The sequence below is a fragment of the Kitasatospora sp. RG8 genome (assembly GCF_017813315.1).
In the GTDB taxonomy this organism is placed as follows: Bacteria; Actinomycetota; Actinomycetes; order Streptomycetales; family Streptomycetaceae; genus Kitasatospora.
This window is the reverse complement of sequence record NZ_JAGIYX010000028.1, coordinates 92,030-111,790: the sequence shown is the minus strand read 5'-3', so window position 1 is coordinate 111,790 and position 19,761 is coordinate 92,030. Positions and strand designations below refer to the sequence as shown.

The window sequence follows — 19,761 nt, the reverse complement described above, 5'->3', positions numbered from 1 at the left end:
CGAACCGGTCACGCCGAGCGAGACCGTGCCGGTTCCTCCCCGACGGCTCAGCGCAGGCGCGAGGAGGAGAGGATCGACGCGAGGTGGGCGACGACCATGCCCCAGGTGATCACCGCGATGGCGGCGAGGGCGATCCGGGTCGGGCCGATGTTCCCGACCGCGGCGTCCGCGACCGCCGTGGCCAGCAGCACGAGCGAGGCCTCGATGCCGTTGGTCACCCGGTGGATCTTGAACACGGAAGCGAGTCGGCGCGCCGTCGCGATGCCCTGCGAACGCGGCTGGGTCGACTCCTCGTCGGCCGGAAGGAGACCGCTGCGGGCCCGGGCCACGTCCACCAGGTCCGTCGACGCCTTGAGCAGCACCACGCCCAGCGCCGTCGCCAGGCCGACCGACACCCACAGCTCCGAGCCGCCGCGCGCCGCCCGCACACCGGCCCCGATCATCAGCGCCGCATCGGCCAGGTAGGCACCGAGCCGGTCGACGTACACGCCCGCGGTGCTGAACTGCCGCTTCCAGCGGGCCACCTCGCCGTCGACGCAGTCGAACAGCAGGAAGCCCTGGAACAGCACCGCCGCCAGCACCGCACCCGTCAGCCCGGGGATCAGCAGGGCGGCTCCGGCGCCGACGCCGCAGACCACCATCACCCAGGTCAGCGTGTTCGGCGAGACGGACGTCCGCACCAGCTGCCGCGTCGTCCGCAGCGAGATCGCCCGCATGTACAGGCGGCCCGCCCAGTGCTCGCCGTTGCGGCTCTGCAGCTTGGCCTGCGGCTGGCAGACCTCCCGCAGCTCGGCCAACGCCGGGGCAGCGACCTTCACGAATTCCTCCACCTGTCCGGCCGGACCAGAACGATCAGCACAGGCTACGACCTGCCTTGACCGCTGCTCGGGCCGGGGCTTCGATTCCGGGTATGGAGATCCGCCGTGTTACCCGGGCCACCGAGGTTCTGGCCGCCGGACACCTCTTCGACAGCCCCCCGCTGCCGGAGGCGACCGCACGCTTCCTCGCCGACGACCGCCACCACCTGCTGATCGCCTACGTCGACGGCGTCCCGGCGGGCATGGCCACCGGGGTCGAGATGACCCACCCGGACAAGGGAACCGAGCTGTTCCTCTACGAGCTGGGCGTGGACGAGCCGTTCCGGGGCCGCGGCATCGGCCGGGCCCTGACGGCCGCGCTCGTGGAGCTGTCCCGCGAGCGCGGCTGTCACGGCCTGTGGACGGTGACCGAGGAGGAGAACACGGCCGCCCGCGCCACCTACCGCGGTGCGGGCGGCGAACCGGCGCCGGGCCAGGCGGTGTACGTCTGGGACTTCGAGGAGTCCTGACCGGCGCACCCCGCGCGCCCGGGCCGCCCGGCGCACCCCGCGCGCCCGGGCCGCCCGGCGCACCCCGCGCGCCCGGGCCGCCCGGCGCACCCCGCCCGCCCGGGCCGGCCGGCGCATCCCGCCCACCCGGGTGTCACCGGGGCCATCAGACCAGCGCGGGCACCACCGGCACCTCGGTACCCCGGTGTAGCCAGGCGCGCTCGGCGGCCGACCAGGCGGTCGTGGTCAGCAGGTAGACGGCGGCGGCCAGCGGCACCAGTGCGGCGAACAGCACCGTCCCGAAGGACAGGTACGGCAGGAACGACAGCCCGGGCTGCGCGGCCGGCTGCGGGGCGGCGGCCTGCGCCCGGCGGGCCCGCCGGAAGTTGACGTACCCCACCGCGGCCAGCCCGGCGTAGAGCACGCCGAAGACCACCCACTGCGCCGCGTCCTGCGCGCCGCCCACGTGCAGGCCGAGCGGGACGCCGAACAGGGTGTGGCCGAGCAGGTCGTTCGGGGTGGTGAAGAGCCGGTACATCACCGAGAAGAACGGGATCTGCACCAGCATCGGCAGGCAGCCGGCGAACGGCGATGCCTTCTCCTCCTTGTACATCTCGGCGAGCGCGGCCTGGAGCTTCTCCGGCTTGCCCTTGTGCTTGCGGTTCAGCTCGGCGACCTTCGGCGCGAGCCGGGCCCGCGCCTTCTCGCCGCGCGCCGCCGCCCGGGCCAACGGGTGCAGGGCGAGGCGGACGCAGACGGTGAACAGGACGATCGCCGCCGCCGTCGGCAGCACCTGGGCGAGCGCGGCGACGACGTCGTGGGCCAGGCCGACGGCCGGGTCGAGGATTGCGAAAACGGACATGGTGGAGCGAGCCCTCCGGGGTCTCAGCGTCTCAGGACATGAGTGGTCTACGGAGGACGGCCGCGTCGAGCCGGGTCGACGGCTCTCGGGAACGAGGGGGGTTACGCGGCCGCCGGGGCCGCACCCGGGGCCCTGGGGCGTCGCCTGCCCCGGGCGTCCGGATCACGTTGGGGAAGGAAGGCGGTCCGGAACGCGCGCCTGCGCAGCGTCCCGTCCCGTACGGTGGCCGGCGCCCGTGCGCCGAGCAGTCGCGCGGCGGCCAGCGTCCCCGCCACCGCCCCGGCCAGCAGCACCACGGCCGCGGTGGCCGCCACCGAGGTCAGCGTCCCACCGTCGGTGAGCACCTCCCCGGTCAGCACGCGGAGCATCCCGAGCAGCATCGCGATCAGTCCCACGGCGTGCTCCTCTCCTGTGCTCCGGCCACCGGCTTCAGACGTTGACGACGATGGTACGGCCTGTGGGGTTCCCACGGGAGGAGGGAGGAGGGAGGAGCAGGAGCGGGGGCGCGCACCGGCGGCGGGGCGGCGTTCGGAGCGGTTGCGCACGCCGTAGCCAGAGGTGCTACGCGGGGCTACCTTGGAAGGATGAAGACGATTACCCAGCGGGAGTTCCGGAACAACTCCGCCGCGGTGATGGATGCGGTGGAGGCGGGGGAGACCTTCCACATCACCAGGAACGGGGTCGAGGTCGCGGAGCTGCGGCCGGTGTCGGGGCGCCGGCGGCTCACCGCGGAGGAGCTGGTGGCGCGGCACGTGAAGCTGCCGCGGGTCGACTACCAGCAGATGCGCAAGGAGGCCGAGGAGTACTTCGGTCCCGAGGAGCTGGTCGGGGACGCGGACGACGACCCCTTCGAGCGGCGGCGTGGCTGAGCGGCGCAGGGCGTCCCGGCGGCGGCCGGCCGGGGTGCTGGACACCTGTGTCTACATCGACCTGGCGCTGCTCAACCCGGCCGATCTGCCGGCCGTGCCCGAGCTGACCGCGATCAGCTTCGCCGAGTTGCAGCAGGGCGTCTCGATGGCGCGCGACCCGGTCAGCCGGGCGGCGCGGCTGGAGGTGCTGGGGGCGGCGATGGCGGATTTCGACCCGCTGCCGTTCGACGCGGCGGCCGCGGCCCGGTACGGGACGCTGGTCACGCTCACCATCGCCGCCGGCCGTCAGCCGCGCCCGCGCCGGATCGACCTGATGATCGCCGCCGTCGCCTCCGCGCACGGGCTGCCGCTCTACACCCGCAACGTCGCGGACTTCCGCGGACTGAGCTCGGCGGTGGAGATCATCGGCATCTGACCGGGGACGCCGGCCGGGGGTGACGGCCTCCGCGCCGTTCTGTTCGACCCGGTCGGCCGGGTCGGCGGCCGCCGGCAGGACCGGCCGCCGGGCCCGGGTGCGCCGCACGACGACGCTCTCCCGGCCGGCCCCCGCAGTGGCGACGAGGCCCCGCAGCGACGGCCGACCAGGGGCCTCGGCGGGCCCTGGAAACCGCGCCCGGCTCCCCGGGGCCCGGACCCCGGGGAGCCGGGGGGTCTCAGCCCAGTCGGACGGTCGTGCCCGTGGCTGCGGAGGTGCGGGCGGCCTCCAGCACGGCGAGGGTGGCGACGGCGTCGCGCGGGTCGACCGGGGGCGGGGTGCCGGGGCGGGCCAGGGCGGCGGCGACGCCCGCGTAGAAGGCGGGGTAGTCGCCCGGATCGGTGGGGATCGGCGTGGCGGACTCGTCGGTGCCCAGGGTGCCGTAGAGGGCGGGCCGGTCGGCGCCCCAGGTGAGCCCGTCACGGCCGTCCGGGCGCCGGCCGGCGCGCAGGTCCGCCTCTTGCGGGTCCATGCCGGACTTCACGTAGCCGGCGGTGTCGCCGAGCACCCGCAGCCGGGGGCCGGCCAGCGGGGTGATGGCGCTGGTCCACAGGTGCGAGCGGGTGCCGGAGGCGTGGGTGAGGGCGAGGAAGGCGTCGTCGTCGACCGCCGCACCGTCCCGGCGGACGTCGATCTCCGCGTACACGGTCTCCACCGGGCCGAACAGGGTGAGCGCCTGGTCGACCAGGTGACTGCCGAGGTCGTACAGGGTGCCGCCGACCTCGGCGGGGTCGGCCAGTTCGCGCCAGCCCGCCTTGGGCTTGGGCCGGAACCGCTCGAAACGGGACTCGAAGCGGTGCACCCGGCCGAGCGCGCCCTCGCGGACCAGACGGGCGGCGGTGAGGAAGTCGCCGTCCCAGCGGCGGTTCTGGAAGACGGAGAGCAGGACGCCGCTGGACTCGGCCAGCGTGCAGAGCTCCAGCGCCTCGTCGGCGGTGGCGGCCAGCGGCTTGTCGACGACGGTGGCCAGCCCGGCGCGCAGCGCGGCCCGGGCGAGCGGGACGTGGGTGCGGTTGGGGGAGGCGATGACGACCAGGTCGAGCGCGTCCGGGTCGGCGAGCAGCTGCTCGGGGGTGTCCACGGCGCGGGCGCCGGGGTGTTCCCGCTGCAGCTGCTCGCGGCGGTCGGGGTTGGCGGTGACCACCGCGTCCAGCCGGAGCCCGGGGGTGGTGGCGATCAGCGGGGCGTGGAAGGCGGAGCCGGCCAGGCCGTAGCCGATCAGGCCGACACGGAAGGGGCCGTCGTGGTGGCGGGGCGGGCGCGAGGACGAGGAGGGGCTCATGGGCCCTACTCAATCACGCGGTGTCTGGTTGGTCCCGGTTTCGGTGCCGCCGCGGTGACGGGTCAGCAGGGCGGCCTGCGCACCCGCCCGGTGGGTCTGCGGGGGCACCCACCGGGCGTCCGGGCGGTCCGGCGTCAGCGGGCGTGCGCGCCACGGCTGCGGCGGCGCTGGCGGTGGAGGACGGCGACGGTCGCGCCGGCCAGCAGGAAGGCGGAGCCGACCGAGGCGAGGATGCCGAGCGAACGGTCGGAGCCGGTCTGGGCGAGGCGCTCCACGGCGGCGGAGTCGGCGGCGGACGTGGCCGGGGCCGAGGGCGTGCCGGACGTGCCGGACGTGGCCGAGGAGGCGGGGGCGGGTGGGGCGGCGGCCGCCTGGGTCGCCGCCGCCGGGGTGGTGACGGCGGCTGCCGGGGCGGGCGCGGCCGCGGTGGTGTGGTCGTGCCCGGCGGGGTGGCCGGCCTGGCTGGGCACGGCCGTCGCCGGGCCCGAGGGCGCGGGCGGGACGGTGCCCGGGAGGGCGGGCGTCGAGGTCGGTGCGCTGCCGCTCCCGTCGAAGACGACGTCCGAGCAGGAGTAGAACGCCTCAGGGCTGTCCGAGCGCTGCCAGATCGCGTAGATCAGCTGGCGTCCGCTCCGCCCGGCCGGCACCTTGCCGGGCAGGACGTACGAGCCGTCCGCCAGCTGCGGGTCGGTGACCGTCAGGAAGGGCTGTGCCTCCAGGTTCGCCCAGGTCAGGGGCTTGGTGGGGGAGTAGCTGCCGTTGGTGATGAAGAGCTGGAACGTCCCCTTGTGCGGGGCGGTGGCGCGGTAGCGGAAGGTGAGGTCGGCGCCCGCGGTGAGGTTGGTGGCGGGCCAGTCGGCGCGCGGCAGGTCCAGGCCCTTGTACGTCTCGGAGCCGGCGCTGCACAGCTTGCCGTCCGGGATCAGCTCGCGGTGGCGGCCGGCGGCGTCGCCGATCCGCAGGCTCATCCAGTCGTACAGCGCGGCCGTGCCGCCGGCCGCCACGGCCGCCCGGCAGGCCGCCGACTTCGGCTGCTCGGCGCCCTCCAGGTAGCAGCCCTCGACCCGGCTGAGCGGGTTCTGCATCGACCCGTGGGCGGCGGCCGGGGTGCTGCCGAGGCCGACGGCGAGGCCTGCGACGGTCAGGACGGCGAGCGTGGTGAGAGCGGCGCGGGCACGGGGGGCACCGGGGGAGCCGGGGAGACGGCGGCGCACGGGCATGGGGGGACTCCTTCGAGGGAGCGCGGGTGAGGGTGGTGCCGTTCACGCTAGCCGTGCGGCGTGGGCGTGCTGAGGGGCAATCAGTGCGGTTAGGGGCGTCTTAAGGAGCCGTTGAGACGGTGACCGCCCCGCCGCGCGGCGGTCCGCCGGCGGTCGCCCCGGGCCCGGCGGCCCGCCCCGGCCCCGTGTCCCGGTGGGCGGGACATGCTGCCGTCGGCCTGGTGTGCGGATTAGGCTGTGCCCCGTTGGGGCAGCCAGCAGTACCCCCGGCGGTCCGGTGTCCCGAGGAGGGTCCGGCCGGTGGGAGGCGCAACGGTGACGGCGGTGCGCCGCAGATTCCGTACGACCATCGCTAGACGTTGCAAGAGCAAGACCCTTGCAAGACTTCGGGAGACACGCACGTGGCAGACCGCAAGCCCATCGAGTCCTGGCTGACCGACATGGACGGCGTCCTCATCCACGAGGGCACGCCGATCCCCGGCGCGGAGGAGTTCCTGCGCCGGCTGCGGGAGTCCGGCAAGCCGTTCCTGGTGCTGACCAACAACTCGATCTACACCCCGCGCGACCTCAGCGCCCGCCTGGCCGGCATGGGCCTGGAGGTGCCGGAGGAGTGCATCTGGACCTCGGCCCTGGCCACCGCCAAGTTCCTCAAGGGCCAGCGCCCGGGTGGCACCGCGTACGTGATCGGTGAGGCGGGCCTCACCACCGCGCTGTACCAGGCCGGTTACGTGCTGACGGACAACAACCCGGACTACGTCGTCCTCGGCGAGACCCGCACCTACAGCTTCGAGGCGCTCACCAAGGCGATCCGCCTGATCAACCAGGGCGCCCGCTTCATCTGCACCAACCCGGACGAGACCGGCCCGTCCACCGAGGGCGTGCTGCCGGCCACCGGTTCGGTCGCGGCCCTGATCACCAAGGCGACCGGCGTCGAGCCGTACTTCGTCGGCAAGCCCAACCCGCTGATGATGCGCGAGGCGCTGAACACGGCGGGCGCCCACTCGGAGACCGCCGTCATGATCGGCGACCGGATGGACACCGACATCGTGGCGGGCATGGAGGCCGGCATGGAGACCATCCTGGTGCTCACCGGTCTGACCGCCGCGGCCGACGTGGAGCGCTTCCCGTACCGGCCGACCCGGGTGGTCAACTCGGTCGCGGACCTGGTGGAGCTGGTCTAGCCTCTCCACAGTTCGTTCTCCGGGCCCTGCCCTGGCCGTCGGCCGGGGTGGGGCCCGCGTGTTTCGGTCAGCTGTTGCGTGTGCGGAGGAGGGGGAGGGGCGGATGAGCACGACGGCGGAGTCCGGCGAGCAGTCCACAGGGGCGTCCTCGGGGGAGTCCGACGGGGAGGCGAACGGGGAGGCCACCGAGCGGTCCACCGAGCGGTCCACCGAGCGGTTCACCGAGCAGTTCACCGACGAGAAACGGGTCACGTGGGCGGAGCTCTACTTCGACCTGGTCTTCGTCTTCGCGATCACCCAGGTATCCGGCCTGCTGCACCACCACCACGACTGGACCGGCGTCGTGCGGGCCCTCGTGGTGTTCGTGCCGGTCTACTGGTGCTGGGTCGGCACCACCGTGCAGGCCAACATCCGCGACGTGGACACCCCACGGGACCGGATCGGCATCCTCGCCGTCGGGCTGGCCGGCCTCTTCATGGCGCTGGCGGTGCCCGGCGCCTACGAGGGCCGGGGTGTGCTGCTGGGCGCCGGGTACTGGGCGGCCCGGGTGGTGCTGCTGGTGCTGCTGATCCGCGTTCCGGGCGTCTGGCGCGGGCCGTACGGCGTGGGGGTGCTGGTCAGCGGACCGCTGCTGCTGGTGGGCGGGCTGCTGCCGGACGGGCCGCGGCTGGTGCTCTGGGCGCTGGCGGCGCTCTGCGACCTGTCCGGACCGGTCCTGTTCCGCAACCGGCTGGCCAGGGTGGCGTACAACCCGTCGCACATGCCGGAGCGGTTCGCGCTGTTCCTGCTGGTGGCGCTCGGCGAGTCGATCGTCGGGATCGGCGCCACGGCCGCCGGGGCCCGGCTCGACGCCGCTGAACTGGTCGCGGTGGCTTCGGCGTTCACCATCTCCTGCGGGCTCTGGTGGCAGTACTTCGTCTACGCGGCGGACGCCATGCGGCACGCCGTCACCGTCGCGGACTCCCGCCGGGACGTGATCCGCCGGGTCTTCCAGTACGGGCACCTGGCGCTGGTGGCCGGGGTGATCGCGGTCGCGGTCGGCTTCGGCGAGACGGTGGCCGATCCGCGGCGGGCGCTCGGGGCGGGCTCGGTGGCGCTGTTGTACGGGGGCTGCGGGCTCTACCTGCTGACCTTCGGCTACACGCGGTGGATGATGTTCCGCGCGGTGTCGACGACGCGGATCGTGGCGGCGCTGGTGGTGCTCGGGCTGGCCCCGGTGATGGTGCGGCTGCCGGCGATCGCGGTGCTGGTGACGCTGGCGGTGCTGCTGGTGGCGCTGAACGTGGTCGAGCACGTGAGGGTGGAGCGGGCGGCCGCCCGCTCTGCCGGGGCGGCCCCGGTGGCTTCGGTGGCTTCGGTGACCGGGGCGGCCCCGGTGGCTTCGGTGGCTTCGGTGACCGAGGCGGCTCCGGCGGCCCCGGTGGCTCCGGCGGAGTGAAGTGTCAGTCGGGCTGTGTAGCGTTCGGGGTGGAAAGAGGGCGTGCGGCGCAGGGTCGTGGTGCGTCCGAGGTCGGGGCGGTGCGGCGGTGAGCGGCCGTCCGGTGGGAGGTTGATGTCGTGACGGACACGGTCGAGGCGGAAGCGGTCGAGGCGGGCGTGAGCGAGGCTGGAGCGGTCGTGGCCGGCGCGGGTTCCGGGCTGGAGCTGCCCGAGTCCTGGCGCGGGGTGCTGGGCGGAGAGACGGAGAAGCCGTACTTCGCCGAGCTGGCGGCCTTCGTGGCGGCCGAGCGCGCGGAGCACCAGATCTTCCCGCCGAGCGGGCAGGAGTTCTCCGCGCTGGAGGCCACCCCGTACGAGAAGGTCCGCGTGCTCGTCCTCGGCCAGGACCCGTACCACGACGACGGCCAGGCCCACGGCATGAGCTTCTCCGTGCTGCCGGGCACCAAGACGCCGCCGTCGCTGCGCAACATCTTCAAGGAGCTGGACGCCGACCTCGGCATCCCGGCCCCGGACAACGGCTACCTGATGCACTGGGCCGAGCAGGGCGTGCTGCTGCTCAACGCGGTGCTCACGGTGCGCGCGCACGAGGCGAACTCGCACAAGGCCAAGGGCTGGGAGAAGTTCACCGACGCCGTGATCAAGGCGGTGAGCGCGCGCGAGGAGCCGGTGGTCTTCGTGCTCTGGGGCAACTACGCGAAGAAGAAGCTGCCGCTGATCGACACCTCCAAGCACGTGGTGGTCCAGGGCGCGCACCCGTCGCCGCTCTCGGCCAAGCTGTTCTTCGGCAGCCGGCCGTTCTCCCAGATCAACGAGGCGCTGGACGGCTTCGGCGTCGACCCGATCGACTGGCAGGTGCCGAACCTGAAGCAGGGCTGACCGTACGCCGGCCGCACCGCGCCGGGCCGACGCTTCGTCTGCCCCCCGTTGCCGTCCGCTGTTCACCGGCCTCGGCTGCCGGCCGGTACCCGGTGTGCGAAGCTGGGTGCCGGCCGGGTCGCCGGACCGGGTCTGGGGAGGGGCGGTCGTGCGCCGGGTAGGGCGAGGAGCAGGGTTCCGGCTGGCTGTGGGGGCAGCACTGCTGGGGCTGGTGGCGGGCGTTGCCGGGTGCAACGGCGGTGCTGCATCAGGGGGTTCGGGCGGCGGCCCGGGGGGCGGTTCCGGTACGGGTGCGGCGCCCGCGTCCACCGGGGCCGGTGCGGCGGGCGGCGCGGGTTCGGCCAGCTCGGGGGGAACCGCTTCCGGCGGGGCGTCCGCCGCCGGGCTCGCCCAGCTGCCCGGGCAGACCTTCTACGTCTCCGACCAGACCGCGGCCGCCCAGCAGCTCGTCGTCCTGCGCAGCCAGAGCCGGACGGCCGAGGCCGACATTCTGCTGAAGATCGCCGCCCAGCCGTCCTCGCAGTGGCTCGGCGACCAGGCGGCCAAGGGCATCGTCGAGCAGGTGGGCCGCCGGGCCGCCGCCGTGGACCGCACGCCCGTCTTCGTCGTCTACAACATCCCGCACCGTGACTGCGGCCAGTACTCGGCCGGCGGTGCGTCGGACGCCGCCGCCTACCGCTCCTGGATCAGCGGCCTGGCGGAGGCACTGGGCGACCGCAGGGCGTGGGTGGTGCTGGAGCCGGACGCCGTGGCGCACACCCTCGACTCCTGCGGGGTGAAGGGCGCGTCCGCCGCTGAGCGGTACGGCCTGCTGGCCTTCGCCGTACAGGAGTTGAAGAAGCGTCCGCAGGTGCGCGTCTACCTGGACGCGGGCAACCCGGGCTGGGCGCAGGACCCGTCGGCGATGGCCGACGCGCTGCGGAAGTCCGGCGTCGCGGTGGCGGACGGTTTCGCGGTCAACGTCTCCAACTTCTACGGGACCGACCGGAGCGCGGCGTACGGCACGGAACTCTCCACCGCGCTGGGCGGGAAGCACTTCGTGATCGACACCAGCCGCAACGGCAACGGCCCGCTCAGCGGCGACGCCTGGTGCAACCCGCCCGGCCGCGCGCTCGGCGAACCGCCCACCACCGGGACCGGCCGGGCCGGCGTCGACGCCTACCTCTGGATCAAGAACCCCGGCGAGTCCGACGGCGAGTGCGGCCGCGGCGAGCCCCGGGCGGGCGAGTTCTGGCTGCCGTACGCCCTGGGGCTGGCGCGCGGGGGCGCCTGACCCGTCCGGGCCGGCGGTGCGGCGCCTCGGGACGGGCCGTGCGCTCACGTCGTGCGGTCACGTCGTGCGCTCACCTCGTCCGCTCACCCCGGGGCCGCGCCGTCTACGGGGTCACCTTGATCCAGCGGGCCACCGACGGGGTGCCGGCGCCGTCCGTCACGAACAGCATGTACCAGCCAGGCGGCAGCAGGTTCGGGTTGCCGGGCAGGGTGAGCGCGACGCCGCCGTCCGAGCGCGCGCCGACGTCCAGGGCGACCGACCGCTGCTCGACGTCGGTCGCGTGGGTGACCGAACTCGGCCGGACCAGCTTGGCGGTGACCACCCCGTCCGGCTCGGGGGACTTCACCGTGACGGTCGCGCCGAGCCTCGCGGCGGCTGGCGCGTCGGTCAGCTGCGGGCGCTCGCCGTGGAACAGGTACGGCGGCGTGTAGATCTCGATCCGCTGCTCGAAGGTGCCCGGCTCGGTGTCGGCCTTGTCGGCGAAGAGCGGGTTGGAACCGAGGACGACCACCCGGCCGTCCGGCAGCAGCAGCGCCTCGGAGTGGTAGTTCCGTCCGACGGTCGGCTCGGCGGCGGTGGTGAAGGTGTTGGTGTCCGGGTGGTAGACCTGCGCCTTGAGCAGGTCGCTCTTGTGCTTGCCCCGGTAGTCGCTGGAACCGCCGGTGGTGAACACGGTGTCGTCGGGCAGGATCACGCTGTTGAGGTAGCGGGTGCCGCCGGCCGGCAGGTCCGGGCCCGGGGCGAAGACCGGCTTGGCGGCGGAGAGGTCGGCGATGTCGGTGCGGGCGGTGGAGAGCGGGGACTCGCCGACGCCCCCGCCGCCGAGCACCATCACCTTCTGCGCCTGGGCGGGCGGCAGCAGCACCGAGGACGAGGTCTCGGTGAGAGCCGGGTCGCGAAGTCCCGGCACCTGCTGGAAGCTGTTGTCCTTCAAGTCCCAGAGCCCTGGCTCGCGGCCCTTGTCCGCCGGGCCGTAGCCCGCGTTGGAACCGGAGTAGAAGAGCTTGCCGGAGGCGGTTAGGAAGATCGACGGGTAGGTGGGGAAGTAGCGGTCGGGCGCCTTGGACCAGGTCTTGTCCGCCGGGTCGTAGATCTCGTTGTCGTTGCCGCTGAGGATCTGCCCCGTGTCGTCCAGCCCCGAGACGGTGACCACCCGCCCGTCCCCCAGCCCGGTGAGGGTCGGGTACCAGCGCGCGTACGCCATGTCGGTCACCCGCTCGTAGAGCTCGGTGTCCGGGTTGAACTCGAAGGCGGCGCGGATGCCCTGGAAGTCCTGCTTCTCCAGTGTCATGCGATCGGCCATGCCGTAGAGGTTCCGGGCCTCGGCGCCGCTCAGGCCCTTGATCGCGTACTGGGCGGGGGAGTTGTTGACGTACCCGGTGCCCTGCGCCACCGCCTCCACGAAGACGTGTTGCTCGCTGGCCTTCACGACGGTCCGGTCGCCGCCGCCGGTCTTCAGCGCGGCCGGAACGGTCACCTCGGCGGTGGACACGTACTCGCGGCCGTTCGGCGCCGTGAACACGGTGCCCTTCGGAAAGGTCCGGGCCGCGTCCGGGTTCTCGTTGCGCACCCGCATGGTGCCCGCCGCCTTCTTCACCGCACCGTCCAGCGCCTCGTAGCGCTGGGTGCCGCCGGCCACCAGCAGCCGCCCGTCGGGCAGCGCGGTGTGGCCTCCGCAGAACATGTCCGCCGGGGTCGGGACCAGCTTGTACGTGTTCTGGGCCGGGTCCCAGAGCACGCTCTTGAAGCTGCCCGCGTCGAAGCTGCGCTGGTCGTTGCCGGAGCCGGCGATGATCAGCACCTTTCCGGTGCGCAGGAGGCTGGCATGGATGGCGTTGACCCGGAACTCGGCGGGGAGGACGAAGGTCTGCCAGTGGCCGTACTCGGCCTTGTACTCGGGACGGTTGATCACGTAGTCGTGGTACTGCGCGTTGGCGAAGCCGAGCACGGCCGGTGCGTTCATCCCGGCGACGGTCAGCGCGACCGTGCTGCCGAGGGCGAACCGCCTGGTGCGGCCGGCGTTGCGGATCTTCACGGTGCTTGTCCCCTCCTGCTGCGGGTGCGGTTCAGCGTGTGCTGGTGGGCGCCGGGACGGTCGCGGCGCGCCCCTGGGGCGGGACGACCGCTGCGGCGGTGGGTGTCGGTGCCGTCGCTGCCGCCGGTGAGGTCGTCGCGGTCGCGGTCATCGTCGTTGCGGTCGCCGTTGCCGTCATCGTCGTTGTCGTCGTCGTTGTCGTCGCGGCGCCGGTGACCGAGAGGGTGGACGTCGGCCGGGCCCGGTGACGCCGGACGGTGTCGGCGGCCAGCACGAGGATCGGCAGCACACTGAGGAGGAACGCCAGGCAGGCCCAGGTGCGCATGGCGACGTGGGCGTGGCCGGTGAAGAAGGAGGCGGTGACCGCGCCGCCGAACACCAGCGCCCAGAGCAGGTGGATCCGGAACGTCGCCAACCGGTCGGGGCTGGCCGAGTCGCCCTTCGGTGTCACCACGAAGCGACTGCGAAGGCGAAGCACCGCTTGCAGAAACGATGCTGCATAGATCGGCCCGCAGAGGGCCGACATCACCATGCCCGCCACCCCGGACGACCCGGCCGGCTCGTGCGGGCTCACGTTGTGCTTGCGGTTCCAGGTGTAGAGCAGCACCTGGAGGGCGGCCGCGTCGCTGTACAACATCATCCAGATCTCGGACGACACGTGGACGCCCGACGCCCCGAATCCCAGGTAGAGCACGCTCGACACCCCGCCGAGCAGCCAGGTCAGTGCCGCCATCGGGTAGAAGCAGACCATCAGCGTGTAGTTGAGCAGCCGGCCGGGCGACAGCCTCCAGGCCGCCCGCCAGTACTGGGTGAGGAGGGTCTCGTAGGTGCCCCGGCTCCACCGCAGCTGCTGGGAGAAGAAGTCGGTCCAGGACGACGGCCCCTCGCCGACCGCCAGCACGTCCGGCGTGTAGACCGACGTCCAGCGCGCACCGGTGGCCGGGTTCCGGCGGCGGTGGAACTCCAGGCCGGTCGCCATGTCCTCGGTGATGGAGTCGTACAGCCCGCCGATCGACTGCAGTGCGCTGATCCGCACGGCGTTGTTGGTGCCGACGAACATCGGTGCGCCGTAACGGTTCCCGGCCCGCTGGATCAGCGCGTGGAAGAGGAACTGCTGGCTCTCCGAGAACTTGGTGACCGCCGAACCGGAGCTGCGGTAGTTCCCGTACACCTGCGGCCCGACCACGAACGCGACGTCCGGGTCACGGAAGTAGCCGAGCATCCGCTCGCAGAACTCGGGAAGCGGGACGTGGTCGGTGTCCACCGAGACCCAGAAGTCGTAGCCGCCGCCGTGGGCCTGGAGCCAGCTGTTGTAGTTGCCGTGCTTGGTCTTGGCGCGAAACCGGCCCTTGGGCTGGTTCCACTGCTTGACCCCGCGCCGGCTGAAGTGCCGCGCGCCCAGCTCGGAGCAGAGCGCGCGCATGGCAGGATCGTTTCCCTCGTCGAGCAGCCAGACGTCGTACGGGCCGTCGTGCCGGACGGCCAGGGCGGCGGTGAGCGTGGCGCGCACCATCTCCGGCGGCTCCTTGCCCGGCACGCAGGTGGTGATGAACGCGACCCGGGTGCCCGCCTCCGGCGTGACCGGGACGGGATCGCGGGCGACCAGGGTGGCGTGGGCGTTCGAGACGACGTTGACCAGCCGGAACACCTCGACCACCGCGATGATCCCGATCATCACCTTGTCGCCGAGCAGCAGCCAGGCGTGCGTCTCGCCCGGCCGGACCGGCCAGTGGTCCGGGAGCAGCAGCCAGACCAGGAGCACCGCCTCGACCAGTGGCGCGGTCAGCAGGAGGAGCGCCGCCCGGATCCGGTGCGGCTCGCGGCGCAGGAGGCTTCGGTACCGGACGCGGTAGGGCGCCGGCGCGGCGGCTGCTTCGGGGCAGCGGTGGTCCTGCGGCAAGGCGTGGTCCGGCGGGTCGGGCGTGGTGGCCGGACCGGCCAGGCGGCTGAAGTGGGCGTAGTCGTAAGGGGCTTCGGGGACCGGTAAGGAGCGCAGGTCGGCCTCGACCGCGCCGTGCGGGGCGGTCGCCGTCGGGGCGGGTGCGCCTGGGCCGGTGTTTTCCGGGGCGGTTCGGAACTGGGCGTCCGTCTGTCGTGAGAACGGCTTGATCATGTGTGGCTCCCCCCGTGACCGGCCGCGTGGACCGGCCGGTTCGTGCGTGCTCCGACCGGGGGTGTACGGACTGGGAGTCCCGCGCTGCGACCTGCGCGCAGGGACCGACCGCTCCCCCCGGAGCCTTGCCTTCGAAGCAGAACACCGCCCGGTGAACCGCGCTGTATCCAGGCGGTTTCCGGGCCGTCAATCAGTAAAACGTGTACGATCGATTTTGTTGTGTGGCTGCGCGGCTACCTCGAATGCAGGGTCCCGTGTCGTTCCCCGGACTCCCCTCCGGGGGTGCGGAACCCTTGGCTTCCCCAACTCTCCCGGAGCGCAGGCGTGATCGCAACCGATCCGAGAAATGATCATTGCGCAAGCATGAAGATATGACGGTTCCCGGCCATTCGGGTCGCCGATGGTGCTATTGGGCGGATTCACGCGTCCGACATTCCGGGGTCGGTCGAAAGAATGCGCGAAGGCCGGGCTGCCGCGCAGGCAGTCCGGCCTTCGTGTCCTTGTCCCCTCGGCGGATGGCGTTCGGGGCGGGTGCTTCCCGGGGCGGGTGCCGCTCCGGATGGGTGTTGCTGGGGCGGGTGTCGCGCCGGGCGGCTGGTTCTCGGGCGGGTGTCGCTCGGGTGCCGCCCTCAGCAGGTCCGCCGAAGGCGCGGCCCGGTTGCCGCCTGGACCTCCTCGAACCCCACCCCCGGCGCCGTCTCCACCAGGTGCAGTCCGTCCGGAGTGACGTCGATGACCGCGAGGTCGGTGACGATGCGGTCGACAACCCCTCGGCCGGTCGCCGGAAGTGAGAGCTCGTCGACGATCTTCGGTGAACCGTCCTTCGCGGTGTGCTCCATGACGACGATCAGCCGCCGCGCGCCGTGCACGAGGTCCATGGCGCCGCCCATGCCCTTGACCATCTTGCCCGGGATCATCCAGTTGGCGAGGTCCCCGGCGGCCGAGACCTGCATCGCCCCCAGGACCGAGACGTCGATCCTGCCCGCCCGGATCATGCCGAAGGAGAACGCGGAGTCGAAGTACGAGGCCCCGGCGGCGACCGTCACGGTCTCCTTGCCCGCGTTGATCAGATCGGGGTGCTCGGTCCCGTCCTCGGGGAACGGGCCGACGCCGAGGATGCCGTTCTCGGAGTGGAGCACCACATGCACGCCGGGCGGAAGGTGATTGGGGATCAGGGTCGGCAGCCCGATGCCCAGGTTGACGTACTGGCCGTTCCTCAGCTCCCGGGCGGCCCGCGCGGCGAGCGCGTTCCGGGGGTCGGGTGCGTGCCGGGGAGCGACCGCGTTTCCTGGGGCGACGGCGTTTCCGGGACCGACCGCGTTCCTCGGGTCGAGTGGGGCGGGCGCCTCGGCGAGTCGGGCGGGCGCCTCGGCGGACCTCTTTGCGGCCGGCTCTGCGGCCGGCTCCGGGGTCGGCCCGGTGGACATCCCGGCGGACGTGCGAGTGGAGATCTCGGCGGGCATCGGGTCAGGCCTCCTGGAGTGCGGTGCGAACGGTCCGGCGCTCGATGCGGCGGTCCGCGGGGTCGGCGGCGACCACCCGGTCGACGTAGACGCCGGGGAGGTGGACGGCGTCCGGGCCCAGCTCGCCCGGTTCGACGATCCGGTCCGCCTCGACCAGGGTGATCCGGCCGGCCGCCGCGCAGAGCGGGTTGAAGTTGCGGGCGGCGGCGTGGAAGACGCAGTTGCCGTGCCGGTCCGCCACTGCGGCGCGCACCAGCGCGAAGTCGGCGGTGATGGCCTCCTCCAGCAGGTAGCGGCGGCCGCCGAACTCCCGGACCTCCTTCGGTGGTGAGGCCAGCGACACCGAGCCGTCCGCCCCGTACCGCCAGGGCAGCCCGCCCTCCTCGACCTGGGTGCCGACCCCGGCCGGGGTGAAGAACGCCGGGATGCCGGCGCCGCCGGCCCGCAGTCGCTCGGCGAGGGTGCCCTGCGGCGTCAGCTCCACCTCCAGCTCGCCGGAGAGGTACTGACGGGCGAACTCCTTGTTCTCGCCGACGTACGACGAGGTCATCCTGGCGATCCGCCCCGCGCGCAACAGCAGGCCGAGCCCCCAGTCGTCCACCCCGCAGTTGTTGGACGCCACCCGCAGGCCGGTGGTGTCCGTGGCGGACAGGGCGCCGATCAGGGTGCTGGGGATGCCGCAGAGACCGAAGCCTCCAACGGCCAGCACCGCTCCGTCGGGGATGTCCCCGACCGCGGCGGCGGCGGAGTCCAGGACCTTGTCCAAGGGATCACCTCGTGAGGGGGTGTGGGTGAACGGGGGAGCGGGTGGAGGAAGGGGAGGGCCTCGTTCCCCCACCACCGTCGTCGCGCACGGCCCGCCCGTGCCATGGCGGGTTCCGCCACGCACGTACACGCACACATGGCGACGGGCCACACCGGATGGACGTCGGGGGGCCACCGGCTCGGTGGTATGGCGGCCGCAGCCATATCCGGGCGGGCTGATGCGTCGTCCGGGCACATGTCGCAGCCTTCACACCACACCTACGGTTCCGGCATCCACCCCCGCAGCACCCTCAGGAGTCGGTCACCATGCGCAGCTCGACAGCCCTCACCAGGACCGCCTCCGGTGCCCCCACGGGTGCAGCCGCAACCGAGGCCGCGGCGCCGGCTGCGGGACCGGCCCGCACGGCGGCCGCCGGACCGGCCCGCAGACTCGCCGCGATCGCCGCATGCGCCCTCCTGGCGGCCGGCTGCGCCAAGGCGGGAACGGCGGGCACCACCGCTGCGGACGGTGGCGGCTCCAAGAGCCCGGTCAAGGTGGGCCTGGTGTACTCCAAGACCGGGCCACTGGCCGCGTACGGCAAGCAGTACCTGGAGGGCTTCAAAGCCGGCCTGAACTACGCGACCAAGGGCACCGGCGCGGTCGACGGGCACAAGATCGAGTTCGAGGAGCAGGACGACGCGGGCGACCCGGCCAAGGCGGTGTCGGCCGCCAAGGACCTGATCGGCAAGGGCCACAAGATCCTGGCCGGCTCCACCGCCTCGGGTGTCGCCCTCCAGGTCGGCCCGATCGCAGCCCAGAACAAGGTGCTGTTCATCAGCGGCCCGGCCGCCGCCGACAAGGTCACCGGGTTGAACAAGTACACCTTCCGTTCCGGCCGCCAGTCCTACCAGGACATCAGGACCGCGGCCTCGTTCATCGGTGATGCCAAGGGCAGGAAGGTCACCGTGCTCGCTCAGGACAACGCCTTCGGGCAGGCCAACGTGGCCGCCGTGAAGGCGGTGCTCGGCGCCCAGGGCGCCACGGTCGAAGCGGTGCTCGCGCCGCCGAGCGCGACCGACCTGACCCCGTTCGCCACCCAGGCCAAGACCGCCAAGCCCGACCTGTTGTTCGTCGCCTGGGCCGGCGACACCTCGGCCGCCCTGTGGACGGCGCTGAACCAGCAGGACGTGTTCGCCGAGACCAAGGTCGTCACCGGCCTCGACCTCGCCGCCTCCTACCCGCTCTTCGGAGCGGCGGGCGAGAAGATCTCCTTCCTGAACCACTACTTCGGCGGGGCCGCCGGCACCCCGGTGGAGAAGGCCATGGATGAGGCCGTCACCGCCGGCGGCGGCAAGTCCGACATCTTCACCCCGGACGGCTTCACCGCCGCCCAGATGATCGTGCACGCGATCGAGGCCAACCACGGCTCGGCCGACGACACTTCGGCGCTGGTGAAGTCGCTGGAGGGCTGGAGCTTCGACGGGGTGAAGGGCCGGGCCACGGTGCGTGCCGAGGACCACGCCCTGCTCCAGCCGATGTTCCAGGTCCGGCTGACCGGCACCGGCGCCGCCGCCAAGCCGTCCGTGGAGAAGACGCTGACCGCGGACGAGGCGGCGCCCCCGGTCACCCCGATGGCGGGCTGATCCCGGTGACCGGTCCTGCTCCGTCCGCGATGGGCACACCCCCGCCCACCCGGGCCACGGTTTCGCCTCCCGGGGCCGTACCTTCGGCCGCCACCGCCCCGCCGGTGCTGCGGCTCACCGGCCTGGGCTGGTCCGTTCGCGGTGTGCCGATCGTCGAAGACGTCTCCCTCTCGGTGGGGGAGGGCGAGTTCATCGCCTTCATCGGGCCCAACGGCGCCGGTAAGACCTCCCTCTTCAACCTGATCTCCGGGATCTACCCGGCGAGCCACGGCACCCTCGAACTCGACGGCGCCGACATCACCGCCGAGGCCGTTCACGCCAGGGCGCGCCGAGGGCTCGGCCGCACCTTCCAGACCTCCTCCCTCTGGCCGGGCATGACGGTGGCCGACCACGTCCGCCTGGCCGCGCAGGCGGCGGCCGGGCCGCGGACCTCGTACCGGATCTGGCGCCGTGCCGACCGCTACGCGGACCAGGTGGCCCGGACCCTGGAGCGCACCGAACTCGCGCACCGGGCCGACACCTTGGCAAGCGCCCTCTCCCACGGCGAGAAGCGCAAACTCGAACTCGCCGTCCTGCTCGTCTCCGACCCGCGGCTGATCCTGCTGGACGAGCCGATGGCCGGGGTGAGTGCGGAGGAGGTGCCGGCCCTCACCGAGCTGATCCGCTCGGTGCACCGCGACCTCGGCCGCACCGTACTGATGGTGGAGCACCACATGGACGTCCTGCTCGGCCTGGCCGACCGCCTGGCCGTGATGCACCACGGCACGCTGCTTGCACTGGACACCCCTGAGGCAGTGATGGCGGACGCCACCGTGCAACAGGCCTACCTGGGCGAGGCGCTGTGACCGACTTGCCTGTTCCCGCCTCCTCCGCAGGCGTTGCTGCCGGCATGGCGGACGGTGCCGCCGGTACCGCGGATGCCGCCGGGGCCGGTGCATCCGGCATCGTCGGTGCGTCGGGTGCCCGCGGTGCGTCCCG

Annotated in this window: 18 protein-coding genes; 9 read left to right on the top strand and 9 right to left on the bottom strand. The window is 73.0% G+C overall.

Annotated features, from left to right (window positions below; genetic code table 11):
• Nucleotides 1-47 precede the first annotated feature (47 nt).
• Nucleotides 48-818, bottom strand: coding sequence for a CDP-alcohol phosphatidyltransferase family protein (locus tag J5Y04_RS32085; protein WP_307853401.1), 771 nt, complete (start codon nt 816-818; stop codon nt 48-50).
• A gap of 92 nt (nt 819-910) precedes the next feature.
• On the opposite strand from J5Y04_RS32085, the gene J5Y04_RS32080 reads away from it, so the two are divergent.
• Nucleotides 911-1,327 (top strand): GNAT family N-acetyltransferase, encoded by a 417-nt coding sequence (locus J5Y04_RS32080; RefSeq protein WP_209415899.1) that lies wholly within the window; start codon nt 911-913, stop codon nt 1,325-1,327.
• 145 nt (nt 1,328-1,472) lie between these two features.
• Here J5Y04_RS32080 and J5Y04_RS32075 read toward each other — a convergent pair whose 3' ends face one another.
• Nucleotides 1,473-2,168: a YidC/Oxa1 family membrane protein insertase gene (locus J5Y04_RS32075; protein WP_209415898.1), complete on the bottom strand. Its 696-nt coding sequence runs from the start codon at nt 2,166-2,168 to the stop codon at nt 1,473-1,475.
• A gap of 101 nt (nt 2,169-2,269) precedes the next feature.
• Entirely contained in the window at nt 2,270-2,563 is a 294-nt protein-coding gene (locus tag J5Y04_RS32070) for a DUF6412 domain-containing protein (RefSeq protein ID WP_307853400.1), read from the bottom strand.
• A gap of 189 nt (nt 2,564-2,752) precedes the next feature.
• Between J5Y04_RS32070 and J5Y04_RS32065 the strand changes: the two genes are divergently transcribed.
• Nucleotides 2,753-3,037 (top strand): type II toxin-antitoxin system Phd/YefM family antitoxin, encoded by a 285-nt coding sequence (locus J5Y04_RS32065; protein WP_209415897.1) that lies wholly within the window; start codon nt 2,753-2,755, stop codon nt 3,035-3,037.
• The gene (locus J5Y04_RS32060; protein ID WP_307853399.1) at nt 3,030-3,452 is read left to right on the top strand and encodes a type II toxin-antitoxin system VapC family toxin; all 423 of its coding nucleotides are present in this window, start codon (nt 3,030-3,032) and stop codon (nt 3,450-3,452) included. The genes J5Y04_RS32065 and J5Y04_RS32060 overlap by 8 nt, the downstream gene beginning before the upstream one ends.
• Before the next feature lie 238 nt (nt 3,453-3,690).
• Here the strand turns inward: J5Y04_RS32060 and J5Y04_RS32055 are convergent, their stop codons facing one another.
• Both J5Y04_RS32055 and J5Y04_RS32050 read right to left on the bottom strand, forming a co-directional pair.
• The gene (locus J5Y04_RS32055) at nt 3,691-4,794 is read right to left on the bottom strand and encodes a Gfo/Idh/MocA family oxidoreductase (protein ID WP_209415896.1); all 1,104 of its coding nucleotides are present in this window, start codon (nt 4,792-4,794) and stop codon (nt 3,691-3,693) included.
• Nucleotides 4,795-4,928: 134 nt separating this feature from the next.
• Complete coding sequence (locus J5Y04_RS32050) at nt 4,929-6,014, bottom strand: lytic polysaccharide monooxygenase (RefSeq protein WP_209415895.1); 1,086 nt, start codon at nt 6,012-6,014, stop codon at nt 4,929-4,931.
• Nucleotides 6,015-6,415: 401 nt separating this feature from the next.
• On the opposite strand from J5Y04_RS32050, the gene J5Y04_RS32045 reads away from it, so the two are divergent.
• The 4 genes from J5Y04_RS32045 to J5Y04_RS32030 all read left to right on the top strand — a co-directional run bounded on the left by J5Y04_RS32045 (nt 6,416) and on the right by J5Y04_RS32030 (nt 10,784).
• Nucleotides 6,416-7,195, top strand: coding sequence for an HAD-IIA family hydrolase (locus J5Y04_RS32045; RefSeq protein WP_148645022.1), 780 nt, complete (start codon nt 6,416-6,418; stop codon nt 7,193-7,195).
• 103 nt (nt 7,196-7,298) lie between these two features.
• Nucleotides 7,299-8,633, top strand: coding sequence for a low temperature requirement protein A (locus tag J5Y04_RS32040; RefSeq protein WP_256463591.1), 1,335 nt, complete (start codon nt 7,299-7,301; stop codon nt 8,631-8,633).
• 200 nt (nt 8,634-8,833) lie between these two features.
• The gene (locus J5Y04_RS32035) at nt 8,834-9,511 is read left to right on the top strand and encodes a uracil-DNA glycosylase (protein WP_148645882.1); all 678 of its coding nucleotides are present in this window, start codon (nt 8,834-8,836) and stop codon (nt 9,509-9,511) included.
• A gap of 187 nt (nt 9,512-9,698) precedes the next feature.
• On the top strand, nt 9,699-10,784 hold the full coding sequence (locus J5Y04_RS32030; protein WP_307853398.1) for a glycoside hydrolase family 6 protein: 1,086 nt from the start codon (nt 9,699-9,701) through the stop codon (nt 10,782-10,784).
• A gap of 103 nt (nt 10,785-10,887) precedes the next feature.
• Here J5Y04_RS32030 and J5Y04_RS32025 read toward each other — a convergent pair whose 3' ends face one another.
• The 4 genes from J5Y04_RS32025 to J5Y04_RS32010 form a co-directional block, all read right to left on the bottom strand.
• On the bottom strand, nt 10,888-12,819 hold the full coding sequence (locus J5Y04_RS32025; RefSeq protein WP_374106155.1) for a galactose oxidase-like domain-containing protein: 1,932 nt from the start codon (nt 12,817-12,819) through the stop codon (nt 10,888-10,890).
• A gap of 31 nt (nt 12,820-12,850) precedes the next feature.
• Nucleotides 12,851-14,932, bottom strand: coding sequence for a glycosyltransferase family 2 protein (locus J5Y04_RS32020; protein WP_209415893.1), 2,082 nt, complete (start codon nt 14,930-14,932; stop codon nt 12,851-12,853).
• A 629-nt stretch (nt 14,933-15,561) separates the two neighbouring features.
• Nucleotides 15,562-16,152: a 3-oxoacid CoA-transferase subunit B gene (locus tag J5Y04_RS32015; RefSeq protein WP_245205860.1), complete on the bottom strand. Its 591-nt coding sequence runs from the start codon at nt 16,150-16,152 to the stop codon at nt 15,562-15,564.
• Nucleotides 16,153-16,399: 247 nt separating this feature from the next.
• Nucleotides 16,400-17,161 (bottom strand): CoA transferase subunit A, encoded by a 762-nt coding sequence (locus tag J5Y04_RS32010; RefSeq protein WP_209415892.1) that lies wholly within the window; start codon nt 17,159-17,161, stop codon nt 16,400-16,402.
• A 305-nt stretch (nt 17,162-17,466) separates the two neighbouring features.
• Between J5Y04_RS32010 and J5Y04_RS32005 the strand changes: the two genes are divergently transcribed.
• Together J5Y04_RS32005 and J5Y04_RS32000 are read left to right on the top strand one after the other, a co-directional pair.
• Nucleotides 17,467-18,783 carry a substrate-binding domain-containing protein gene (locus tag J5Y04_RS32005; RefSeq protein WP_209415891.1) on the top strand — a complete coding sequence of 439 codons (1,317 nt, stop codon included), beginning with the start codon at nt 17,467-17,469 and terminating at the stop codon, nt 18,781-18,783.
• Between the two features lie 29 nt (nt 18,784-18,812).
• Nucleotides 18,813-19,628: an ABC transporter ATP-binding protein gene (locus tag J5Y04_RS32000; protein WP_209415934.1), complete on the top strand. Its 816-nt coding sequence runs from the start codon at nt 18,813-18,815 to the stop codon at nt 19,626-19,628.
• Nucleotides 19,629-19,761: the final 133 nt, after the last annotated feature.